The sequence below is a fragment of the Kitasatospora sp. NPDC127111 genome, from assembly GCF_042677465.1.
GTDB lineage: Bacteria > Actinomycetota > Actinomycetes > Streptomycetales > Streptomycetaceae > Kitasatospora.
Genome location: NZ_JBHXTG010000077.1, coordinates 23,606 through 45,186, shown reverse-complemented (window position 1 = coordinate 45,186; position 21,581 = coordinate 23,606). Strand labels below are relative to the sequence as shown.

The following is a 21,581-nucleotide window of genomic DNA, read 5'->3' as shown; positions in this document are numbered from 1 at the left end:
GGTGGAGCGGATGATGCGGGACGCGAAGATCACGCAGATCTACGAGGGCACCAACCAGGTCCAGCGCATCGTGATGGCCCGCAACCTGCCGTAGTGCGCCCCGGACCGCCCCCGGCCAGCCACGTGGCCGGGGGCGGTTCCGTGTCCGGCCCCGGCCGGCCGGTCGCCCGGCCGCCAAGAGCTCAGCCCGCCAAGTGCTCAGCCCGCCAACTCGCTCGGCCCGCCAACTCGCTCGGCCTTCCGTTCGCTCAGCCCGCCAACTCGCGGACCACGGCGGCGAACCCGTGCACCAGCGGGTTGTCGGCACCGGCCGGCCAGGCGAGCGCGACCCGCAGCGGCTCGACGTCGGTCAGCGGGACCCAGGTGAGGTCCGGGCGGGCGTAGTAGCGGGCCATGCTGGCCGGGGCGAAGCAGATGGCGGCGCCCTCGGCGACCTGCTCCAGCATCTCCTCGACGTTGTCGTTGGTCGGCCCCCAGCGCGGTGTCGAGCCGTCCGGCCTGGGGTTGACCGCCCACCAGTCGACCCAGGCGCGGGGCGCCCGTTCGGTCCACATCAGCGGCTCGTCGTTGACCTCCAGGACGGAGATGCCCGCCCGCCCGGCCAGCCGGTGGCCGGTCGGCAGCCCGGCGATCCGCGGCTCGGTGTGGACGGTCTCGGCGTGCAGCCCGGTGAGGTCGGCGGGCAGCCAGACGAAGGCGACGTCCACCCGGCCGTCGCGCAGCGCCTCGGCCTCCTGGCCCCAGTCGAACCGCTTCGGCTCGACCCGTACGCCGGGGTGGCGGCGGGTGAACTCGGCACGCGCCCGGGTGGTCAACTCGCCCGCGCCGCTGGCCTCGAAGCCGACCCGCAGCACCCCGCTCGCCGCCCGACGGTGCCGTTCGGCGGCGGCCGTGATCCGTTCGGCCTGGGCGACGGTGCGACGCGCCTCGGCGACCACGTCGAGCCCGGCCGCGGTGGCGGTCACCCCGCCCGAGTGGCGGTCGAAGAGGCGGACGCCCAGTTCGGTCTCCAGGTTCCGCAGGGCGTAGGAGAGGGCGGGCTGGCTGACGTACAGGCGGGTGGCGGCCCGGCCGAGGTTGCCCTCGTCGGCGATCGCGATCAGGTAGTGCAGCTGGCGCAGCTCCATGCGGTGATCATAAAGCGCCTCTATCGATCGACCAGGGTTCTGTCTTGGACGTTCCCGGCGCGGCGGAGGAAGCATGGGGGGCGTCAACTTCCAAGGCCTTCAGGGCCTTCAGGGCCTTCAAGGTCTTCAGGGAGAAGCCCTGCACGGAAGAACCCTTCACGGAAAAACGGGGGAACCTCGCATGACCGGCACCTCTGAGCAGAAGCGCGCGACCGGCCGGGTCTGGCTGATCACCGGCGCCAACTCCGGCTTCGGCCGGGCCATCGCCGAGGCCGCGCTGGCCGCGGGCGACACCGTGGTGGCGGCCGCCCGGCGCCCCGAGACCCTGGACGACCTGGCCGCGGCCCACCCCGACCGGGTCGTCCCGGTCCGGCTGGACGTCACCGACCAGGCCGGGATCGCCGCCGTGGTGGCGGACACCCTGCTCTGGTACGGGCGGATCGACGTCCTGGTGAACAACGCCGGCCGCGGGCTGATCGGCGCCGTCGAGGAGTACACCGACCGCGAGCTGCGGGACTTGATGGAGCTGCACTTCTTCGGCCCGGCCGCGCTGACCCGCGCCGTCCTGCCGCACATGCGGGCGCAGGGTTCGGGTGCCGTCGTCCAACTGAGCAGCATGGGCGGGCGGTTCTCCTTCCCCGGCGTGGGCGCGTACTCGGCCACCAAGTTCGCGCTGGAGGGGCTCTCCGAGGCGCTGGCCCTGGAGGTCGCCCAGTTCGGCATCAAGGTGCTGATCGTCGAGCCCGGCGCCTTCCGCACCTCCTTCGCCGGTGCCGGCGCGCTGGCCCAGGCGGCCGTCATCCCGGCGTACGACTCGGTGGTCGGCCCGGTCCGCACCGGGCTGCCGGAGAGCGACGGCAAGCAGCCCGGTGACCCGGCCAAGGCCGCCGCCGCGATCCTGGCCGCCCTGGACGCCGAGCGGACCCCGCTGCGGCTCGCCCTCGGGAACGACGCCGTCGACGCGATCCTCGGCAACCTCGACGCCGCCGGCCGGGAACTCCGGGAGTGGGAGAAGGTCGGCCGGAGCACCGACCTCGACGCCGAGTGACCTGCGGGACCTGGCGGAACTCCACAAGGATGCGCTCCTGGAATCGGTTGGCTTACACACCTGATTGACCGTCACTGCCCTGGCAGAGTGGCAGAGGGGGCGACGGCTCCCCGTGCCCACCGGCACGGGGGGTTGTCCCTCTCCCACAATCTCCACAACAGCCAGGGGGTTTCTTCGATGAGTGTCGACAACAACCGCGTGCTGGTCACCGGCCTCGGCGCGACCACACCGCTGGGCGGGGACGTCGCCTCCACCTGGGCCGGGATGCTGGCCGGCGAGTCGGGCATCCGCGCGATCGAGGAGGACTGGGCGGGCGCGCTGCCGGTCCGCATCGCGGGACGGCTCAAGGTCGAGCCGTCCGAGGTGCTGGACCGGGTGCGGGCCCGGCGGATGGACCGCTGCGAACAGGTCGCGCTGATCGCCGCCCGCCAGGCCTGGGCCGACGCGGGGGCGCCCGAGGTGGACCCGGAGCGGCTGGCCGTGGTGATCGGCACCGGCACCGGCGGAGCGCTCACCCTGCTCGGCCAGGACGACGTGCTGGAGGCGTCCGGGGTGCGGAAGGTCTCCCCGCACACCGTGCCGATGCTGATGGCGAACGGTCCCGCCGCCTGGGTCTCCATCGAACTGGGCGCGCGGGCCGGCGCGCACACCCCGGTGAGCGCCTGCGCGTCCGGCGCCGAGGCGATCGCGATGGGCCTGGACCTGATCCGGCTCGGCCGGGCCGACGTGGTGGTGGCCGGCGGCGCCGAGGCGTGCATCTGCCCGCTGCCGCTCGCCGGGTTCGCCCAGGCCAAGGCCCACTCGACCCGCAACGACGAGCCCGGCCGGGCGTCCCGGCCGTTCGACGTCGACCGGGACGGCTTCGTGATCGGCGAGGGCTCGGTGGTCGTCGTCCTGGAGCGCGCCGGGTTCGCCGCCGCCCGGTCGGCCCGGGCGCACGCCACCCTGGCGGGTGCGGCCGTCACCTCGGACGCGTACCACATCACGGCGGCCGCGGCCGAGGGCCAGGTCCGGGCGATGCGCCGGGCGGTGGCCGAGGCCGGGCTCGCCCCGCGCGACATCGACCTGGTCCACGCGCACGCCACCTCGACCCAGCTGGGCGACCTGGTGGAGGCCGAGTCCGTCACCGAGGCGATCGGCCCGCACCCGGCCGTGACCGCCACCAAGTCGATGACCGGCCACCTCTTCGGTGCCGCCGGCGCGGTCGGTGCGCTGGCCGCCGTCCTCGCCCTGCGCGACGGCGTCGTGCCGGCCACCCGCAACCTGGAGACGCTCGACCCGGCGGTCAAGCTGGACGTGGTGGCCGGCGCCCCGCGGCGCGGCGCGCTGACCGCGGCCCTCACCAACTCCTTCGGCTTCGGCGGGCACAACGCGTCCCTGGTCTTCACCCCGGCGCCGTGAGACCCGGAGGACCGGGGCGGCCCGGGAGGCCGGGGAGGGCGGGGAGATCAGGGAGAGCGGGGAGGGCGGGGAGGGCGGGGAGGCCGGGCGGGACCGGGGAGGGCGGGCACCGCCCCCGCCGTGCCGACCGGGTGAGCAGGCGAAACCCGGGCGACGGGCCCGCACCGGCTGACTAGGGTGACCGGCATGACCACCTCGTTGCGCCTGGAGCCCGTGACCCCCGCCACCATCGACGCCGCGCTCGCCCTGAAGGTCCGGCCGGAGCAGGAGCGGCTGGTGGCCCCGGTGGTCAAGTCGCTGGCCGAGGCCTACGCGTACGGCGAGACCGCCTGGCCCCGGCTGGTCTTCGACGGCGACCGGCTGGTCGGCTTCGTCATGGCGTTCTTCGACGTCACCTTCCACGCGGAGCGGCCGGGGGACCGGCCCCGCTCCGGTCTCTGGCGTCTCAACATCGCCGCCGACGCGCAGGGCGGCGGCTACGGCCGCTTCGCGGTCGAGCAGGTCTGCGCCGAGATCCGCCGTCGCGGCGGCCGCCGGGTGACGGTCACCTACGTGCCCGGTGACGACGGCCCGGCCGGCTTCTACGCCCGCCTGGGCTTCCGCCCCACCGGCGAGCTCAGCGGGGACCAGGAGGTCGCCGAGCTCGACCTCGGGGGCGAGGGCTGACACCTGAGGCCCGAGGCCTGAGGCCCGAGGCCTGACGCCCGAGGCCTGACGCCCGGAGGCACCGGAGCAGGAAGTCGGCCCGGCCGACTTCCTGCTCCGCCGCCCCACGGGGGCCGGGAGGTCAGGCGAGCCGGAACTTGGTGGCGGTGACGCCCCGCATGCCGCTGCAGTCGGTGTTGCTGGTGGTGGCGTTGAACGTCCAGCCGTTGGGAACGCTGCAGACCCACATGCCGCTGGAGGGCACCCGGATGCGGTAGGTGGTGGCCGTGACGCCGGAGAGCTGGCTGCAGCCGAAGGTGCTGGTGACCAGGTCGTACGTCCAGCCCGGGTTGGTCGTGCAGGTGGTCATCCCGTCGACCGGGACGCGCAGCCGGTACGTCGTGGTCGGGGTGCGGCCCAGCTGGTCGCAGGCGGTGGTGCCGGTGACCGAGTCGTAGACGAAACCGGGCGCGGTGCTACACGCGACCAGTCCGTCCACGGGGGTGCGCAGGCGGAAGGACGGGCCCGTCCAGCTGCCCGAGCCGCATCCGCGGGTCTGCTGGACCGCGTCGTAGACGTACCCGTTCGGGACGCTGCACGCCCAGGTGCCGTCCAGGCCGGTGGTGGCGTTGGTGGCGGCCGTGGCCACGGTGGCGCCGGAGACCGGCAGGGCGAGGGCGGCGGCTGCCGCCAGGGCGGTGCGGGCGAGGCGGGCGGTGCGGGCGGTGCGTGCGGCGGACATGGGTCTCCCAAGGGTGATCGGTGGCCTGAGGTCGCACGGGAACGCGGGCGGGCAACGGTGGTTGGCGGCCCGCCGTCGGTTCTAGCACGAACGTGCGGCCCGTCACCCGGGAGTACCGGCCGGGTCGGTCGGCCCGGCGCCCGCCGTCCACTCGCGCCCGCGCCGGGCGTACGCCGGGCTCAGCCGATCAGCGTGGCCGCCTCCTCCCGCGCCTGGCGTAGCCACTGTGCGCGGGTGTCCGCCGCCGAGTCCGTCACCGTGCGGAAGACGACCCGGCGGACGTCGTCCACGCCCACGTACGGCAGGACGCAGGCCGCCCAGATCCGTTGCAGCGGGTCGCCGAACTCGCCGTGCTCGCGCGCCTCCGGGGTGTCGGAGGTGTTCAGCACCAGCGCCCGGCCGGCCCGGAGCAGCCCGGCCGGTTCGCCGTCCGCGGTGCCCAGCTTGTACGCGACCCCGGGGGCCATGACGCGCTGCACCCACCCGGCCAGGACGGCCGGCGGCATGCCCCACCAGTTCGGGTGGACCAGGACCAGCGCGTCGAGGGTGGCGACCTCCGCCCGGTGCAGGGCGAGTTGCGGGTCGGCGGACTCGTCGGCCGGGTCGACCGTCCCGGTCTCCCCGGCGGTCAGTGCCGGGGCGAACCCCTCCGCGTACAGGTCGTGCGCGAGCACCTCGCAGCCGCGCCTGCGCAGTTCGTCCACCACGGCCTCGAACAGCGCGTGGTTGAAGCTCCCCGGCTTCGGGTGCGCCAGGTAGACGCCGACCCGTCGTGCACTCATGTCCCGTTCCCCCTGAGTCGGTTGCCGTGGCCGATCCTAGGCTTCGGCCGTGGTGGCGCCGCCGGCGGCCGGACCGCGCCGCCGCGCCGGGAGGTCACCACCCGCCCGGGCCGCGAACCCCGGGCGCGCGGAGCGGGCTCCGGCACTCCGTGCTCGACGCCGGTAGCGGCGCGTGACGGAAGTCCGGGCCTGTCGCGCGTCGGGCGGTGCGGCATGCCATGATCCCTGCATGGGTTCCAACGTTTACTTCGACATCACCATCAACGACGAGCCGGCCGGCCGGATCGTCTTCACGCTGTTCGACGACGTCGTTCCGAAGACCGCGCAGAACTTCCGCGAGCTGGCCACCGGCCAGCACGGCTTCGGCTACAAGGGCTCGTCCTTCCACCGCGTGATCCCGAACTTCATGCTGCAGGGCGGTGACTTCACCCGCGGTGACGGCACCGGCGGCAAGAGCATCTACGGCGAGAAGTTCGCGGACGAGAACTTCCAGATCAAGCACACCAAGCCGGGCCAGCTCTCGATGGCCAACGCCGGCCGCAACACCAACGGCTCGCAGTTCTTCATCACCACCATCGTGACCGACTGGCTGGACGGCAAGCACGTCGTCTTCGGCGAGGTCGTCGAGGGCATGGACCTGGTGAAGAAGATCGAGGCGCTCGGCTCGCAGAGCGGCCGCACCTCGGCGAAGATCACCATCGCCGACTCGGGCACCGTGGAGTAATTCCACCGCCTCCGGCGCACCGCGGAGCAGGAAGTCGGCCCGGCCGACTTCCTGCTCCGCGGCGTTTGCGCGGGGAGGGGACGCGCCGTCCGCCGGGCGGGGGCCCGTCGTCAGGTGGCCGCCGGATCGGCCGCGGGGGGTCCGGCGGTGGCGGGGGCCGGCACCCAGGTGCCCTCGCGCAGGCCCACCTTGCGGGCCGGGGCGCCGGCCCAGATCTCGCCGGGCCCGGTCGAGCGGGTGAGCACGGCGTTGGCGCCGAGGATCGTGCCCGCGCCCACCGTGAGCACGCCCTCCTTGCACACCACCTTGGCGCCCGCGCAGAGCACCGCGCCGTCCTCCACGACCACCCGCCGCATCGCGCTGAGCTCCTGCGGCACCCACGGGTCGGCCCGCCCGATCGTCACGCCGTTGTAGAGCGTCACCCCGGCACCGAGCGTGGTGTAGGGGTGCAGGACGGTGCCGAAGCCGCGGTGGAACACCGTCAGCCCGGGCCCGATCTCGGCGGCGGCCGGCACCTCCATCCCGTACAGGGCGAGCGCCTCCTGGACCAGGCGGCCCAGGAGGCGGTGACGGCGGCGGTAGATCAGTGCGGTGACGAGAGACATCCACCCATTGTGTCGGCGGCGTCACACCCCGTCACGTACGGCCGGTGGGCGTTACTTCGTGTCCGGAACGGCGGTGTCGTTCTTGAACGCGTCGAAGACCTGCTTGGCCTTGGCGGCGTCCCACTTGACCGCGGACTCGCCGGTGTTGGTCCGGAAGTCCGGGTTGGCGATCGGGACGGTGATGCTCTTGCCGCTGCCGCCGTTGACGTCCTTCATGGCGAGGAAGAGCGAGCCCAGGTCGGTCAGGCCGGCGTCCTCGTCGACGATCAGGGTGCCGAGGCCGGAGTCCACCAGCGGGTAGAAGGTGAACGGGTTGAGCACGGTGGCCGGCGAGGCGGCCTGCTTGGCCAGCGCGCCGAGGAACTTCTGCTGGTTGCGCATCCGGCCGAGGTCCTGGTCGGCCATCTGGTGCCGCTGGCGGACGAAGGCCAGCGCCTGGGTGCCGGTGAGGGTCTGGCAGCCGGCCTTGAGGTCGAGGCCGGAGTCCTTGTCCTTGACGTCCTGCTCGATGCACATGTCCACGCCGCCGACCGAGTCGACGATGCCGACGAACCCGGCGAAGCCGATCTCCGCGTAGTGGTCGATGCGGATGCCGGTGTTCAGCTCGACGGTCTGCGCGAGCAGCTTGCCGCCGCCCGCCGCGAAGGCCGAGTTGATCTTCGACGTGGTGGCCTTGACGGTCTTCCCGTTGTCGCCCGGGTGCTCGGGGATCGGCACCCACGAGTCGCGCGGGATGCTCATCAGGGTGTTCCCGTTGTCCCCGATGTGCAGGACCATCATCGAGTCGCTGCGCTTGCCGCCCGCGTGGCCGGTGTGCAGGTCCTCCTCCTGCGCGTCGGAGAGCCCGTTGCGGCTGTCGGAGCCGACGATCAGCCAGTTGGTGCCCTTGCCGGCGGCCGGACGGCCCGGGTAGTCGGCGAGCACGTTCTCGTGGTTGAGCTTGGAGTCGGCCCAGAACCAGGTCGAGACGGCGGTGATCGTCATCACGATCAGGACGCCGAACACCGACCACTTGGCGATCCGGCGCTTCGGCCAGCGCGACGGGCCGGCGGCGGAGGGCGGCTCGGTGCCGCCCGGGGCTATCGGACCGCCCGGCGCGCCGGGGCCGCCGGACCGCTCGGGACCGCCCTGCGGCGGCACCCCGGGCCGGCCCGGCTGCCCGTAAGGCTGCGGCTGCCCGTAGCCCTGCGGCTGGCCGTGGTCCTGCGGGGCTCCGTAGCCCGGCTGCCCGGACGGCTGGGACGGCCCGTACCCCTGCTCCTGCGGATCGGGCCGGCGCGGCGCCGGGGCGCCCGGTCCGCGCGGGTTCAGCGAAGCCGGCAGCGGCGGTTCGGCCGCCGTACCGCCCCCGCCGCGCCCGTACGCGCCGCCGCCGTTGCTGCCGCCGCCGTACGGGGGGTTCCCGCCGCCGCCCGGGCGGCCCTCCTGCCACGTGTTCATGTGGGAGAGGATGCCCGACGCCGGGTGCGGTGACTCCCCCCGGGGCCCCCACCAGGCCGCTTGTAGCAGTTTTGATGCACGTGCCGGATCGTTCCGGCGAAAGTTCGCGGCCGCCTCGCGCGGTACCCGCGGGGCGGTGGCCGCCCCGGCGCCCGTCCCCCGGTGTTCACCGGCCGGAAGGATCCTTGACCGGCCGGAACGCCGCGTGTTTGCATGACCGCCATGGATCAGCGATGGACCCTCACGCGTCGGCGGCACGTCGACCTCCAGCGTGTGTCCTGTTCGCTCTGTCGTGGCTGACGCGCGCCCGAATCCGCTTCCTCTCCACCCGGCTCCACCGCCGCCGTCCGCACCGCGGACGCCCCTGCCGCCGTAGCGCCGTCCCCGCTTCCCGTTCAGAGGTGAACCCCATGGCCATCGTGCTGTCCGTTTCCGGCTCCCCGTCCGCGACCTCCCGCACCACCCGCCTGCTGCGCCACGTCGACGCGCGGCTGGAGGCCCGCGGCCACCACGTCGTCCCGTTCGAGGCCCGCAGCCTGCCCGCGCACGCCCTGCTCTCGGCCGACTTCTCCCACCCCGCGATCGCCGCCGCCGCCGACCTGTTCGCCCGGGCGGACGGCGTCGTCATCGGCACCCCGGTCTACAAGGCCGCGTACTCGGGCCTGCTGAAGACCCTGCTGGACGTGCTGCCGCAGCACGCGCTGACCGGCAAGGCCGTCCTGCCGCTGGCCACCGGCGGCTCCACCGCGCACGTGCTGGCGGTGGACTACGCGCTGCGCCCGGTGCTCAGCTCGATGGGCGCCGGCCACGTCACCCAGGGCTGGTTCGTGCTCGACCGCCACATCACCGTCCGCGAGGACGGCGGCACCGCGATCGAGCGCGAGACGGACGCGCTGCTGACCCCGGTGGTCGAGGCGTTCGCGAGCGCGCTGGAGCGCCTCGCCGTGCCCGCGCTCACCGGCTGACGGGGCCTCGGGAGCGGCCCGTACGGGGCGACCCCGAGGCGGGTGGCGGCGACCCCTAGGGGGAGGGGTGCCGCGCCCCGTACAACTACGGTTGAGGCGCTTCATCCCGGCGGATGACGAGGGATCGCGGCGCCGCTCCTACCGTGGATCACATCCCCGCCGGTCCGAAGAGGGCCCGGTTCCATCGGGTCGGCAGCCCGGTCCACCGGAGAGGGTGGGGCTGGCTCCCGGTCGAGGACCTCCTCCCGCACCCTGTCGTGGCACGGGAGCGGGCGACGAGTCCGGGGGCCAACGGGTGGGCCCACTTCTTAGGAGACTCCAGTGACGACGGCAGCAGCAGCCGTGTACGACCCCCAGCTTCCCGGCGGTGCCGGTTCCGTCGCCGCCTCGGCGCGACAGGTGACCAAGGCCTACGGCAGCGGCGAGACCAGGGTCACCGCGCTGAACGCGGTGGACGTGGACATCCAGCGCGGCCGGTTCACCGCGATCATGGGCCCCTCGGGCTCCGGCAAGTCGACCCTGATGCACTGCCTGGCCGGCCTGGACACCGTGACCGAGGGCCGGATCTGGATCGGTGAGACCGAGATCACCGGTCTCAAGGACAAGCAGCTCACCAGGCTGCGCCGGGACAAGATCGGCTTCATCTTCCAGGCCTTCAACCTGCTCCCGACGCTGAACGCGCTGGAGAACATCACGCTCCCGATGGACATCGCCGGCCGCAGGCCGGACACCGCCTGGCTCGACCAGGTGGTGGAGACCGTCGGCCTCGCCGGCCGGCTCAAGCACCGCCCGACCCAGCTCTCCGGCGGCCAGCAGCAGCGCGTCGCGGTGGCCCGGGCGCTGGCCGCCCGCCCCGAGATCATCTTCGGGGACGAGCCCACCGGGAACCTCGACTCCCGGGCCGGCGCCGAGGTGCTCACCTTCCTGCGCCGCTCGGTGGACGAGCTGGGCCAGACCATCGTCATGGTCACCCACGACCCGGTCGCCGCCGGCTACGCGGACCGCGTGCTCTTCCTCGCCGACGGCGTGATCGTCGACGAGATGCACGCCCCCACCGCCGACTCCGTCCTCGAGCGCATGCGCCGTTTCGACGGCAAGCGCACCAGCTGAGCGGCGGGCCCAGGATCATGCTGCTCAAGACGTCACTGCGGAGCTTCTTCGCCCACAAGGGGCGGATGGCGCTCTCGCTGATCGCGGTCGTGCTCTCGGTCGCGTTCGTGTCCGGCACCCTGGTGTTCTCCAACACCGCCACCAGCACCTTCGACCGGCTGTTCGCCTCGACCGCCTCCGACATCTCCGTCCAGCCGCCCAAGGCCGACCTCGACGACGAGGACGACGAGCCGCACGCCACGGTCCCGACCGTGCCGGCCGGAACCGTCGAGAAGGTCGCCGCGACCGCCGGTGTGAAGCAGGCCCTCGGGCAGGTCTTCGTCTCCAACGCCGTGCTGGTCAACCCGGTCACCAACAAGCAGGTCGGCCCGACCGGCGGTGCCCCGACGCTGACCGGCAACTGGACCGACACCCCGCGCAACTCGGTCGAGATCACCAGCGGTCACGTGCCGCAGGGCGCCGACCAGATCGTGCTGGACGCCGACACGGCGAAGCGGGCGAAGCTCGGCCTCGGTGACAAGCTGCGCGTCATCACCGCCACCAACGGCACCCACGACTTCTCGATCGCCGGCATCGCCACCTTCAAGACCACCAACCCGGGTGCGGCGCTGGCCTTCCTGGACACCCCGACCGCGCAGCGGGACCTGCTCGGCAAGGCCGAGTTCACCTCGGTCGAGGCCTTCGGCGACGGCAGCCGCAGCAACGAGCAGCTCAAGGCCGACGCGCTGGGCAAGCTGGGCGGCGGCTACCAGGTGAAGACCGCGGCCGAGCAGAAGGAGGAGAACAACAAGAGCGTCGGCTCCTTCCTCAACTTCATGAAGTACGCGATGCTCGGCTTCGCCGGCATCTCGCTGCTGGTCGGCGGCTTCCTGATCATCAACACCTTCTCCATGCTGGTCGCCCAGCGCACCCGGGAGATCGGTCTGCTCCGCGCCATCGGCGGCAGCCGGCGGCAGGTGAACCGCTCGGTGCTGGTGGAGGCGCTGATCCTCGGCCTGCTCGGCTCGACCCTCGGCCTCGGCGCCGGCCTCGGCCTGGCGACCGGTCTGATCCAGCTGATGAAGGCCGTCGGCATGAACCTGAGCGCGGCCGACCTGCAGATCGGGCTGAACGTGCCCATCGCCGCGTACGCGGTCGGCATCGTGATCACCGTGCTGGCCGCCTGGATCCCGGCCCGCCGGGCCAGCCGGATCGCGCCGATGGCCGCGCTGCGCGACCACGGCACCCCGGCCGAGGCGCGCTCCAACGTGGTCCGCAGCGTGATCGGCCTCGTCCTGACCGCGGGCGGCGGCGGCCTGCTGGTGCTCGCCGCGGGCGCCGACAAGGCGGCCACCGGCGGCCAGTACCTCGGCCTCGGCGTGCTGCTCACGCTGGTCGGCTTCGTCGTCCTCGGTCCGCTGCTGGCCACCACGGTGGTCCGGGTGCTCGGCGCGCTGCTGCCGGCCGTGTTCGGCCCGTCCGGCCGGCTCGCCCAGCGCAACGCGATGCGCAACCCGCGGCGGACCGGTGCCACCGCCGCCGCGCTGATGATCGGGCTGGCGCTGGTGATCGGCGCCTCGGTCTTCACCTCCTCGGTGGTCAAGTCCACCAACGAGCAGATCGACAAGTCGGTGGGCGCGGACTACGTCGTCTCCAGCAGCCAGGGGATCATCGGCGACGCGATGGTCCAGGCGGCGAAGCGCACCCCGGGCGTGGAGCACGTCACCGAGCAGAAGGAGCTGCGCGGGGTGCTCACCGGGCCGGACGGGAAGGCCGTGAAGACGCGGCTCTCCGCGGTCTCGGCGCACTTCACCGACGACTTCCGGCTGCCGGTCAAGGCCGGCGCGGTGGAGTCGCTGCAGCAGGGCTCGCTGGTGGTCGCCGAGGACTTCGCCCAGGAGCACGGCCTCAAGGTCGGCGACCCGGTGAAGATCGACTACGGCCAGGGCCGGACCCAGTCCGTGCCGGTCGGGGTCGTGATGTCCAAGGGCGACTCGCTCTTCAACGGCGCCACCTTCATCGCCGTCGACACCGTGGCCAAGGCGGTCCCCGAGCTCCCGGCCGACGCGGTGGTCTACGGCAAGGCCGCGCCCGGGGCGGACGTCGCCAAGACGCTCGCCGCGCTGGAGGACTCGCTCAAGGACTACCCGCAGCTGAAGGTCCGTGACCAGGCCGGCTACAAGGACCTCGTCCAGGAGCAGGTCAACACCCTGCTCTACATGATCTACGGGCTGCTCGGCCTGGCGATCGTGGTCGCGGTGCTCGGCGTGGTCAACACCCTGGCGCTGTCGGTGGTCGAGCGGACCCGCGAGATCGGCCTGCTGCGGGCGATCGGGCTCTCCCGCCGCCAGCTGCGCCGGATGATCCGGCTGGAGTCCGTGGTCATCGCCCTGTTCGGCGCCCTCCTCGGCACCGCCCTCGGCCTGGCCTGGGGCGTCACCGGGCAGCAGGTGCTGAAGGACCAGGGGCTGGCGAGCCTGGCCGTGCCGACCGGCACCATCGTCGCCACGTTGATCGCCTCGGTGGTCATCGGCCTGGTGGCGGCCCTCGTCCCGGCCTTCCGGGCCGGGCGGATGAACGTCCTCGCGGCGATCGCGACGGACTGACCCCCGGATCGGGGGACCGGGGGACGGCAGGGGCCGGGTGCGCGACCGCACCCGGCCCCCGCCGCGTCGCGTGCCTAGGGGCAGATGATGTCCGCCGCCGTCTCGGCCGTCACCGGGGGAGCGGAGGGGGGCGCCGTGGCGGTGGGCGGCGGGGGAGCGGGGGTGGCGGACTGGCCCGGCGCCGCCGACGGGTGGTCGGTGCCCGCGTACACCTGCAGGGTCGGGCCGAGCCCCGGGACGGCCGTCTGCTCCGCGCCCGGCAGGGCGGCCGCCAGCGTCCGGGCCGACTCGGCCCAGCGCGGGTCGTAGCGGAGCACCGTCCGGCCGGGCGGCGTGCCCGCCGGGGCGTTGGACGGCGCGCCGGTGGTGGCGAAGCCGGCCCGCCGCAGGTCGGCGTCGACCCGGGCACCGAGCCCGGCCACCCCGGCCGCGTTGAACACCTGGACGTGCACCTGCTCCGGGGGCACGGAGGGCGGTACGGCGGGCGTCGCGGAGGGTGCCGCCGTAGGCGTCGCCGGGGGCGTCGCGACGGGCGTCGCGGGGGATGCCGCCGGGGGCGTCACCGCGGCCGCGGCCGACGGCGCGCCGCTCGCCGCGGCGCCCGCCGTACCGTCCCCCAGCGGCCGCCCGGCCCGGACCGCGTCGAACAGCGCCCGCGCCCCGGCCTGGTCCCAGACCACCGTCGAGCCCCACCCGCTCACCGGGTGGTCCACCTGCGCCAGGGGCACGGTGGCGAAGTCCGCCCGGCCCGCGGACAGCTCCTTCATCCGGGTCGCCAGGGTGATCAGCTCGTCCGCGGTGAGGTCCTTGTCGGCCTTGACCGAGCCGAGCAGACTGTCCGTCACCCGGGCCAGCCGCACCGGGTTGAGCAGGGTGCCGCTGCTGGTCACCTGGTGCAGCAGCTGCGCGGCGAACTTCTGCTGCCGGTGCATCCGGCCCAGGTCGGAGCTGCCGTCGACGTGCCGGGCGCGGACGTACTTGAGTGCCCCGGCGCCGTCCAGGGTGCTGGTGCCGGCCGGCAGGTCGAGGCCGGAGTACTCGTCCTTGAGCGGCTTGGCGGTGCACACCCGCACCCCGCCGACGGCGTCCACGGCGGAGACGAACCCGGCGAAGTTCAGCTGGACGTAGTGGTCGATCCGCAGCCCGGTGTTCTGCTCCACGGTGGCGACGGTGAGCTGCGGCCCGCCCATCCCGTACGCGGCGTTGATCTTGCCCTTGCCGGCCGGGACCTCCCGGTGGGTGAGCTGGTCCCGGTGCGCGGGGATGTCCACGTACGAGTCGCGCGGGATGCTGACCACCCCGGCCCGGGCGCCGTCCCCGGCGAGCCGGACGATCATCATGGTGTCGGTGCAGTGGCAGGACTCGCCCCCGGCGTGCAGCACGTCCTTGAGCGTCCGCTCCGGGATGCCGTCCCGTTCGTCGGTGCCGACCACCAGGAAGGTGGTGGCGCCGTCGTCGGCGGGCCGGGCCTGGTCGCCGCTGAAGGCGTCCACCCGGTCGATCGAGCCCAGACCGTGCAGGACCGCCCAGCCGCCGCCGGAGGTGGCCAGGACGCCGAGGGCGAGGCCGGCGGCCAGCCGGCGCGGCCACACCCGGCGCCGCTCGGCCGGGAAGGGGAGGGGGGAGACGGGCATCTCTCGGATGGTAGGGGCGCCCGTACCGGGCCGGGTGGGGGCGCGCCGGGGGCGGGTCGTACGGTGGGCGCGACCGGCGAAACGTTCTTTCGGCGCAGGCTTCGCGGAGCCGCCCAGACCGGGACAGGACGGAGACCCGCCCGCACCGGTACGGTTGGCCCCGATGAACACCAAGGCTGCTGAGGAGCTGCCGGCGGTCTCCGTGATCATGCCGGTGCTGAACGAGGAACGACACCTGCGCACGGCCGTCCGGCACATCCTGGAACAGGACTACGCCGGGCCGATGGAGGTGGTGATCGCCCTCGGTCCGTCCTCCGACCGGACCGCGCAGATCGCCGCCGAACTGACCGCCGAGGACCCGCGGGTCCGGACCGTGGAGAACCCCACCGGTCGCACCCCGGCCGGGCTGAACGCCGCGATCCGCGGCTCCAGCCACCCGATAGTGGTCCGCGTCGACGGGCACGGCCTGCTGACCCCCGGCTACATCACCACGGCCGTCCGGCTGCTGGGCGAGATGGAGGCGGCCAACGTCGGCGGCATCATGCACGCCGAGGGCGAGACCGAGTGGGAGAACGCGGTCGCCGCCGCGATGACCTCCAAGATCGGCGTCGGCAACGCGGCCTTCCACACCGGCGGCCTGGCCGGCCCGGCGGACACCGTCTACCTCGGGGTGTTCCGGCGCGAGGTGCTGGAGAAGCTCGGCGGCTACAACGAGGAGTTCATCCGCGCCCAGGACTGGGAGCTCAACTACCGCATCCGCCAGGACGGCGGGCTGATCTGGTTCACCCCGCAGCTGCGGGTCACCTACCGGCCCCGGCCGAACGTGCGGGCGCTCGCCAAGCAGTACAAGGACTACGGCCGTTGGCGCCGGGTGGTCACCCGGTACCACAAGGGCTCGGTCAACCTCCGCTACCTCGCCCCGCCGGCCGCCTTCCTGGGCGTCACGCTCGGCCTGGTGCTCGGCGCCGCCGTCCACCCGGTCTTCCTCGCCGCGCCCGGCGCCTACCTGCTGGGCATCCTCGGCGGCGCGGTGGTCGAGGGCCGCGGTCTCGCGGCGAGGGCCAAGGCGCTGCTGCCGGTGGCGTTCGCGACCATGCACCTCAGCTGGGGCTTCGGCTTCCTCACCTCGCCGCGCTCGCTGGCCCGCCGGGTGATCGCCAGCCGCGCGCCCTCCCCGGCCAACGTGGTGTCCGAGGTCCACTGAGCGCCGGGGCCGCCGCCCCGCGGACCCCGGCCCCGCCTGCCCCGCCGGCCCGGTCCGGCCGATGCCGCCGACCCGCCCTCCCGTCCCCGCCGTCGACGCCATCGTCGGGCGCCCCGGGGCGGGTTGAGGGCGGGTCCGTCGTCGGCGCCCACGTCGAACCGGGCGCGGAGTCGGACGACGCCGGAACCGGACGGCCCGGACCGCCGGCGCCGCCCGCGGACCGGCGAGCGGTGCCGCGAGACCGGCGGCACCCCCGGCCTGGTGCGGCGCCTGCTTCCCGCCGCGGCGCCTACTTCGCGCAGACGTCGGTGTCGTCCGCCTGGACGCGCTGGAGGTCCTTGGGCGCCTCGGTGGGCGCGGCGGCCGGGGTGGCCGGGGTGGCCGGCGCCGCCGGTGCGTCCTTGCCGAGCACCAGGACCAGGCCGTCCTTGGCGCCCGCCTTCGGGTCCTCCTCGGCCGCGTCGGCCGGCAGGCCGAGTGCGGCGGCCAGCGCGGCCGCCTCGGCGGCCTTTCCGGCCGGGTAGGAGACCGAAGTGGCCGGGGTGGCGGGCACGTTGGGCGCGGTCGCGGCCCTGGCGAAGCCCATCGCCCGGAGCTTGTCGACGGTCTGCTGCGCCTGCCCGGGCGTCCCGCTGCCGTTGCGCACCGTCACCCGGACGTCCTTGGCGTCCACCGCGGTGGCGGTGGCGGTGGCCGTCGGCGAGGGCACGGTGGCCGCCGGGGCGGAGGCACCGGGCGAGGCCGGGGCGGCCGGGGCGGTGGCCGCGGTCAGGGAGCGGTCGTTGGCGACCAGCGAGAAGACCTGCCCGGCGTCGGGCTGCTTGAGCACCAGCCGGTTCTCGTCCTTCGGGTCGTCCAGCACCGGCACGGTGGTGAAGGTGATGTTCCTGGTGTCGACCTTGCTGACGTCCAGCGCGAGGTCCTTCAGCTTGTCGACGCTGCCGATCCCGTCGTCCACGGTGAGCGCCTTGGTGGCGGCGTCGGCGAGCTTCCACAGCTTGGTCGGGCTGGTCAGGGTGTCACTGCTCTTGATCGAGCGGATCATCGAGCTGATGAACTGCTGCTGCAGCGGGATCCGGGTGAGGTCGCCGCCCAGGCCGACGGCGTGCCGGGTGCGGACGAAGGCCAGCGCCTCGTCGCCCTGCACCACGTGCCGGCCCTTGGTCATCCGCAGGTGCGAGTCCGGATCGTTGATGTCCTTGGCCGCGCACACCTCGACCCCGCCGACGGCGGCGGAGAGCGTCTTCACGGCCTCGAAGTTGACCATCACGAAGTGGTCGACCCGGATGCCCGTCGTCTTCTCGACGGTCTTCCAGGTGCAGCCCGGATCGCGGCCCTCCTGGCCGAGGCTCTCGTTGAACATCGCCCGCGCCGAGCCGGGGATCTTCTTCCCGGCCGTGGTCTCGCAGTCCGGGATCGGCACCATCAGGTCGCGCGGGATGCTGACCACGGTCGCGTTGCTGCGGTCCTTGGCGACGTGGAAGAGCAGGGTGGTGTCGGCGTGCCCGGTGCTGCCCTCGTCGCCGTACTGGCGGCCCAGGCCCTCCCGGCTGTCGGTGCCGATCACCAGGATGTTCAGCGCGTCCCCGGCCGGCTTCGGCCGCTCCGCCTCACTGCCCAACTGCACCTTGACGGCGGTGATGTTGTCGTTGAAGTGCTGGTACAGGTAGTACGCGCCGCCGCAGCCGGCCGCCAGGACCATGGCGCCGACCCCGGCCGTCCACCTCAGCGCCCGCCGACGGCGGTCGCGCTTGGCGTTGGCCAAGCGGCGGCGACCCGCCCGGCCGCCGGTGCGGGCGGGGCCGGGGGCGGTCCCCGGCGTGGGTGCGGCTCCGTCGGCGGGCCCGGGAGCGACCGCCCGGCGGTGTTGCGCCGGGATGCCCGCGGCGGGGTCCACCCGGCCGGCGGGGGCCGCCTCCTGCCTGTCCTGCTGCACGGGGGTTCCCTCCCTCCGACCGTCCACGGGCCGGTGAGCAAGCCGCGCACCGACCCGGACACACTAGACGAGCCGAGTGAGGGAATTGTTCCTGATGTGATCTCCGCCATGTCCGGAAACGGCAATTCAGCGGGTAATCGGGGGTCCGGGGAATTCCCCGGGAAAGCCCGCGAAGATCATGATCTGTACACAAAAGGGTGACCCGTGACCCCGACCAGCGGTCAACGGCCCGCGCAGGCGTCCACGTCGGCCGTGCGCCCCTCGAAGGAGGGCGGCACCGTCGGGGAGGGGGACGTCCCGGCGGTCCGGTCCGGTCCGGCGTCCGGCGTCCGCCCGGAGGACGCGCTCGCGAACGTCGTCGCGGACACCGCCGCGGACGCCGGCCCGGAGGCCGTCGCGGACGTCGTCGTCCCCGGGGTCGCGCCCGGCGTCGCGGCCGGGGTCGCAGCCGGCGGGTGGACGGCGATCGGCCGGTCGTCGCGCAGGGCGGTGAACAGCTGGGTGGTCTGCGGCTGCACGAACTCGTCCCGGTCCGAGTCGAAGCGGTACGGGCGGCGCGGCGCGGTCAGGAACACCACGTCCGCGGAGGGGATGCCGCGCAGGTCCTGGGTCAGGTCGTAGAGCGCGCCCAGCGAGGAGAGCCCGCCGTCGGCCTTGACGGAAGAGGTCGCCGCGTCCAGCAGCGGCCAGAGCTTAGCCGGATTCAGCAGCACGCCCTGCGACTGCACCTTGCGGATCAGCGCGGCCAGGAACTGCTGCTGACGGCCCATCCGCTGGGTGTCGCTGCCGTCCCCGAGGGTCTCCCGGGCCCGGACGTAGCCGAGCGCCTGCTCGCCGTGCAGGGTCTGCCGCCCGGCCGGGAGGTCCAGCTTGGCGTCCTTGTCGTGGATCGCCTGCGGCACGCAGACCTCGACCCCGTCGACGGCGTCCACCATCGCCTTGAACCCGGTGAAGTCGAGGATCACGTAGTGGTCGATCCGGATGCCGCTCAGCTGCTCGACGGCGCGGATCGAGCAGGCCGGGCCGCCGGTCTCGAACGCCGCGTTGAACTGCATCAGCGCGGGCCTGGTCCGGGTGCCGTCCGGCTTCTCGCAGGACGGCACGGTGACCATGACGTCGCGGGGGATGGAGACGGCGGTCGCGTGCCGGCGGTCCGCCGCCAGGTGCAGCAGGATCGTGGTGTCCGAGCGCTGGCCGCCCGCCGCGCCGTACGAGGCGTTGGTGCCGGTCCGGTCGTCGCTGCCGATCAGCAGGATGTTCTGGGCGCCCTTGGCCCCGGCGGTGCGGCTGGGCCGTTCGGCCTCCAGCCGGGCCAGCAGCCGGTCGGTGGCCGAGTCGGTCTGGATGTTCCCGTCGAGCTTGCGGTAGGCGATCCAGAGCAGCGTGCCGCAGGCGACCAGCAGGAAGGCGAGCACGCCGGCGGTGATCATCAGCCACCGCCGGCGCCGCCGTCGGGGTGCGGTCGGGGAGTCCGGGTCCGCGGGGGCGTCCCCGGGAGGGGGCGGGTCGGTCGGGGGGTGCTCGGTGTCGTCCTCGGCCATGGCAGGGATCCCTACCCGCCGGGCCGGAGCGGGCGGTTACCCGAGGCGCAGTGTCACCCGTTCGGATTCGGTCCGCTTCTCCCACTGCTCGGCGCTCAGGCCCTCGGAGTTGCGGCAGAGCACCACGGAGGCGCCGGCCGCGAGCGGGGCCAGCAGGCCGGCCTCCAGACCCGCCCAGTCGTCGTACGAAAGGGTGGAGAGCACCCGGTCGCCGGCCTTGACGCCCAGCCGGACCGCGCCCTCGCGGGCCAGCTGCACGGTCTGCTCGCCGGTCAGCTTCAGCGGCAGGCCGTCCACCTCGGTCTCCAGCGCGGGCGCGTCCGGCGTGACGGGGGAGTACGGCGCGAACCGGTCGCCCTGGCCGGGCACCTCGGCGGCGTAGTCCAGGAACCCGTCCGGGCGCTGCGGGAAGCGCCCGCCCAGCGGGCGCAGGGCGAGGGCCACCCGTTCGCCCCCGCACGCCTGGGCGGCCTCCAGGCCGTCCGGGCCGCTGACCACCAGGTCGGCCTCGCCGGGCTCGCCGCCGGGCACCGCCGTCACGCCGACGGACCAGCAGGCGAGCAGCCAGACGGCGCTCTGCCAGTGGGCGGGCAGCAGCAGTGCGGCCCGGTCGCCCGGTCCGGCGTTCAGCTCGTCCTGGAGGAGGTTGGCGGTCTTGGCCACCCAGTTGTCGAAGGTCCGGGCGGAGAGCTCCACCCGTTCGCCGGTGGCGTCGTCGTAGAACGTGACCAGCGGGGCCGCGGGGTCGACTGAGGGAGTGCCACCTCGCAGGTATGCGTGCAGCAGCTCGACGGGGGTGCGGGCATCGGCAGCGAAAGGCGCAGTCATGGTGCGTCCCAGCCTACGGCCTTCGGGCGGGCGACCGGGAGGGGTGCCGGACGGGGGTGAACTGGCGTGGCGTCAGAAGCGGTTTGTCGTCAATATCCTTTTTATGCGTATCTCACTTCTTGCGGGCGCCGCCGCCGGCTGCGTCGCCGCCCTGCTCCTCCAGCCCCTGGCCGTCGGCGCCGTCACCGACCCGGCCCCGACCCGGCGCACCTCGGCCGGCGGCGGATCGGTGACGACCCTGCCGCTCGCCCACAGCGAGCACGGGTCCTCCAAGCGGACCACCAAGCCCTTCTCACTCGTCGGGGTCAGCTGGGACGACCCGCGGGGCTCGCTGGAGGGCGGCTCGGTCCGGGTCCGGACCCGCAGCATCGCCACCGGCGCGTGGAGCGAGTGGCAGCACCTGGACATCGACGGCGAGGACGCGCCCGACGAGCGGGACGGCCGGGCCGGTGCGCGGGGCGCCTCGACGCCGCTGTGGACCGGTCCGAGCGACGGCGTGGCCATCGAGGTCACCCCCGGTCCGCGCGGCCTGCCCACCGGGCTGCGGGCCGAGCTGGTCGACCCCGGACACGGCGCCACCGCCGCACCCACCGCCCCGCGCACCCTTCCGGCCGAATCGTCACCCGCCCGGCGGGCCGACCACGAGGCGCCGCGGCCGGGCATCGTCACCCGGGCCGGCTGGGGCGCCGACGAGTCGCTGCGCGACCCGGGCTTCGTCTACACCGGGCCGGTCCGCGCGGTCTTCGTGCACCACACCGCCACCGCCACCGACTACGCGTGCAGCGACGCACCGCAGATGATCCGGGCGATCTACCAGTACCACGTCCAGAGCAACGGCTGGCGGGACATCGGCTACAACTTCCTGGTCGACCGCTGCGGCACCATCTACGAGGGCCGGGCCGGCGGCGTCGACCAGCCCGTGTTCGGCGCGCACACCCTCGGCTTCAACACCGACACCACGGGCGTCGCCGCGCTCGGCACCTTCACCTCGACCGGCCCGGAGCAGGCGCTGGTCGACGGCGTCAGCAAGATCGCCGCCTGGAAGCTCGGTCTGACCGGCCAGGACGCCGGCGGCGCGACCGACCTGACCTCCGGCTCCTCGCAGAGCCGCTACCCCAAGGGCACGGTCGTCTCCTTCGCCACCGTCTCCGGCCACCGGGACGCCTTCAGCACCGAATGCCCCGGCGGCGGCCTCTACGACCGGCTCGGCGACATCCGCTCCTGGGCCGCCCACCTCCAGGGGCGCTGACCCCCGCCTCCGGAC

20 protein-coding genes are annotated in these 21,581 nt (G+C 73.9%); 11 read left to right on the top strand and 9 right to left on the bottom strand.

Annotation, left to right across the window (positions count from 1 at the left end):
* A partial coding sequence (locus tag ACFVHB_RS33290) for an acyl-CoA dehydrogenase family protein (RefSeq protein ID WP_132919430.1) occupies positions 1-94 on the top strand: 94 nt, incomplete at its 5' end.
* A 154-nt stretch (positions 95-248) separates the two neighbouring features.
* Here ACFVHB_RS33290 and ACFVHB_RS33285 read toward each other — a convergent pair.
* Positions 249-1,127: a LysR family transcriptional regulator gene (locus ACFVHB_RS33285; protein WP_380329652.1), complete on the bottom strand. Its 879-nt coding sequence runs from the start codon at positions 1,125-1,127 to the stop codon at positions 249-251.
* A 181-nt stretch (positions 1,128-1,308) separates the two neighbouring features.
* On the opposite strand from ACFVHB_RS33285, the gene ACFVHB_RS33280 reads away from it, so the two are divergent.
* From ACFVHB_RS33280 to ACFVHB_RS33270, 3 genes are all read left to right on the top strand, one after another.
* A complete protein-coding gene (locus ACFVHB_RS33280; RefSeq protein WP_380329650.1) occupies positions 1,309-2,175 on the top strand; it encodes an oxidoreductase in 867 nt (288 codons plus the stop codon).
* Between the two features lie 177 nt (positions 2,176-2,352).
* Positions 2,353-3,576 carry a beta-ketoacyl-[acyl-carrier-protein] synthase family protein gene (locus ACFVHB_RS33275; protein ID WP_380329648.1) on the top strand — a complete coding sequence of 408 codons (1,224 nt, stop codon included), beginning with the start codon at positions 2,353-2,355 and terminating at the stop codon, positions 3,574-3,576.
* A gap of 186 nt (positions 3,577-3,762) precedes the next feature.
* Positions 3,763-4,242 (top strand): GNAT family N-acetyltransferase, encoded by a 480-nt coding sequence (locus tag ACFVHB_RS33270; protein WP_380329647.1) that lies wholly within the window; start codon positions 3,763-3,765, stop codon positions 4,240-4,242.
* 121 nt (positions 4,243-4,363) lie between these two features.
* Here the strand turns inward: ACFVHB_RS33270 and ACFVHB_RS33265 are convergent, their stop codons facing one another.
* Entirely contained in the window at positions 4,364-4,963 is a 600-nt protein-coding gene (locus ACFVHB_RS33265; RefSeq protein WP_380329645.1) for a hypothetical protein, read from the bottom strand.
* A gap of 179 nt (positions 4,964-5,142) precedes the next feature.
* Positions 5,143-5,745, bottom strand: a complete 603-nt coding sequence (locus ACFVHB_RS33260; protein ID WP_380329643.1) for an NAD(P)H-dependent oxidoreductase — start codon at positions 5,743-5,745, stop codon at positions 5,143-5,145.
* A gap of 229 nt (positions 5,746-5,974) precedes the next feature.
* On the opposite strand from ACFVHB_RS33260, the gene ACFVHB_RS33255 reads away from it, so the two are divergent.
* Entirely contained in the window at positions 5,975-6,469 is a 495-nt protein-coding gene (locus tag ACFVHB_RS33255; protein ID WP_380329641.1) for a peptidylprolyl isomerase, read from the top strand.
* 110 nt (positions 6,470-6,579) lie between these two features.
* Here the strand turns inward: ACFVHB_RS33255 and ACFVHB_RS33250 are convergent, their stop codons facing one another.
* Positions 6,580-7,074: a hypothetical protein gene (locus ACFVHB_RS33250; RefSeq protein ID WP_380329639.1), complete on the bottom strand. Its 495-nt coding sequence runs from the start codon at positions 7,072-7,074 to the stop codon at positions 6,580-6,582.
* A 51-nt stretch (positions 7,075-7,125) separates the two neighbouring features.
* Complete coding sequence (locus ACFVHB_RS33245; RefSeq protein WP_380329637.1) at positions 7,126-8,514, bottom strand: LCP family protein; 1,389 nt, start codon at positions 8,512-8,514, stop codon at positions 7,126-7,128.
* A gap of 213 nt (positions 8,515-8,727) precedes the next feature.
* Here ACFVHB_RS33245 and ACFVHB_RS33240 point away from each other — a divergent pair, with 213 nt between their 5' ends.
* From ACFVHB_RS33240 to ACFVHB_RS33225, 4 genes are all read left to right on the top strand, one after another.
* Complete coding sequence (locus ACFVHB_RS33240; RefSeq protein WP_352297720.1) at positions 8,728-8,814, top strand: putative leader peptide; 87 nt, start codon at positions 8,728-8,730, stop codon at positions 8,812-8,814.
* Positions 8,815-8,924: 110 nt separating this feature from the next.
* Entirely contained in the window at positions 8,925-9,479 is a 555-nt protein-coding gene (gene ssuE, locus ACFVHB_RS33235; protein ID WP_380329635.1) for an NADPH-dependent FMN reductase, read from the top strand.
* Between the two features lie 321 nt (positions 9,480-9,800).
* Positions 9,801-10,589: an ABC transporter ATP-binding protein gene (locus ACFVHB_RS33230; RefSeq protein WP_380329633.1), complete on the top strand. Its 789-nt coding sequence runs from the start codon at positions 9,801-9,803 to the stop codon at positions 10,587-10,589.
* Between the two features lie 14 nt (positions 10,590-10,603).
* Positions 10,604-13,174, top strand: coding sequence for an ABC transporter permease (locus ACFVHB_RS33225; protein WP_380329657.1), 2,571 nt, complete (start codon positions 10,604-10,606; stop codon positions 13,172-13,174).
* Between the two features lie 74 nt (positions 13,175-13,248).
* Here ACFVHB_RS33225 and ACFVHB_RS33220 read toward each other — a convergent pair whose 3' ends face one another.
* Positions 13,249-14,808 (bottom strand): LCP family protein, encoded by a 1,560-nt coding sequence (locus ACFVHB_RS33220; RefSeq protein WP_380329631.1) that lies wholly within the window; start codon positions 14,806-14,808, stop codon positions 13,249-13,251.
* A 163-nt stretch (positions 14,809-14,971) separates the two neighbouring features.
* On the opposite strand from ACFVHB_RS33220, the gene ACFVHB_RS33215 reads away from it, so the two are divergent.
* Complete coding sequence (locus tag ACFVHB_RS33215) at positions 14,972-16,012, top strand: glycosyltransferase family 2 protein (RefSeq protein ID WP_380329629.1); 1,041 nt, start codon at positions 14,972-14,974, stop codon at positions 16,010-16,012.
* Positions 16,013-16,301: 289 nt separating this feature from the next.
* On the opposite strand, the gene ACFVHB_RS33210 is transcribed toward ACFVHB_RS33215, so the two are convergent.
* The 3 genes from ACFVHB_RS33210 to ACFVHB_RS33200 form a co-directional block, all read right to left on the bottom strand.
* On the bottom strand, positions 16,302-17,948 hold the full coding sequence (locus ACFVHB_RS33210) for an LCP family protein (protein WP_380329627.1): 1,647 nt from the start codon (positions 17,946-17,948) through the stop codon (positions 16,302-16,304).
* A 221-nt stretch (positions 17,949-18,169) separates the two neighbouring features.
* The gene (locus ACFVHB_RS33205) at positions 18,170-19,489 is read right to left on the bottom strand and encodes an LCP family protein (protein ID WP_380329625.1); all 1,320 of its coding nucleotides are present in this window, start codon (positions 19,487-19,489) and stop codon (positions 18,170-18,172) included.
* 36 nt (positions 19,490-19,525) lie between these two features.
* Positions 19,526-20,317: a TIGR03089 family protein gene (locus ACFVHB_RS33200; RefSeq protein ID WP_380329623.1), complete on the bottom strand. Its 792-nt coding sequence runs from the start codon at positions 20,315-20,317 to the stop codon at positions 19,526-19,528.
* Between the two features lie 103 nt (positions 20,318-20,420).
* On the opposite strand from ACFVHB_RS33200, the gene ACFVHB_RS33195 reads away from it, so the two are divergent.
* On the top strand, positions 20,421-21,566 hold the full coding sequence (locus tag ACFVHB_RS33195) for a peptidoglycan recognition protein (protein ID WP_380329622.1): 1,146 nt from the start codon (positions 20,421-20,423) through the stop codon (positions 21,564-21,566).
* The last annotated feature ends 15 nt before the right edge of the window (positions 21,567-21,581 follow it).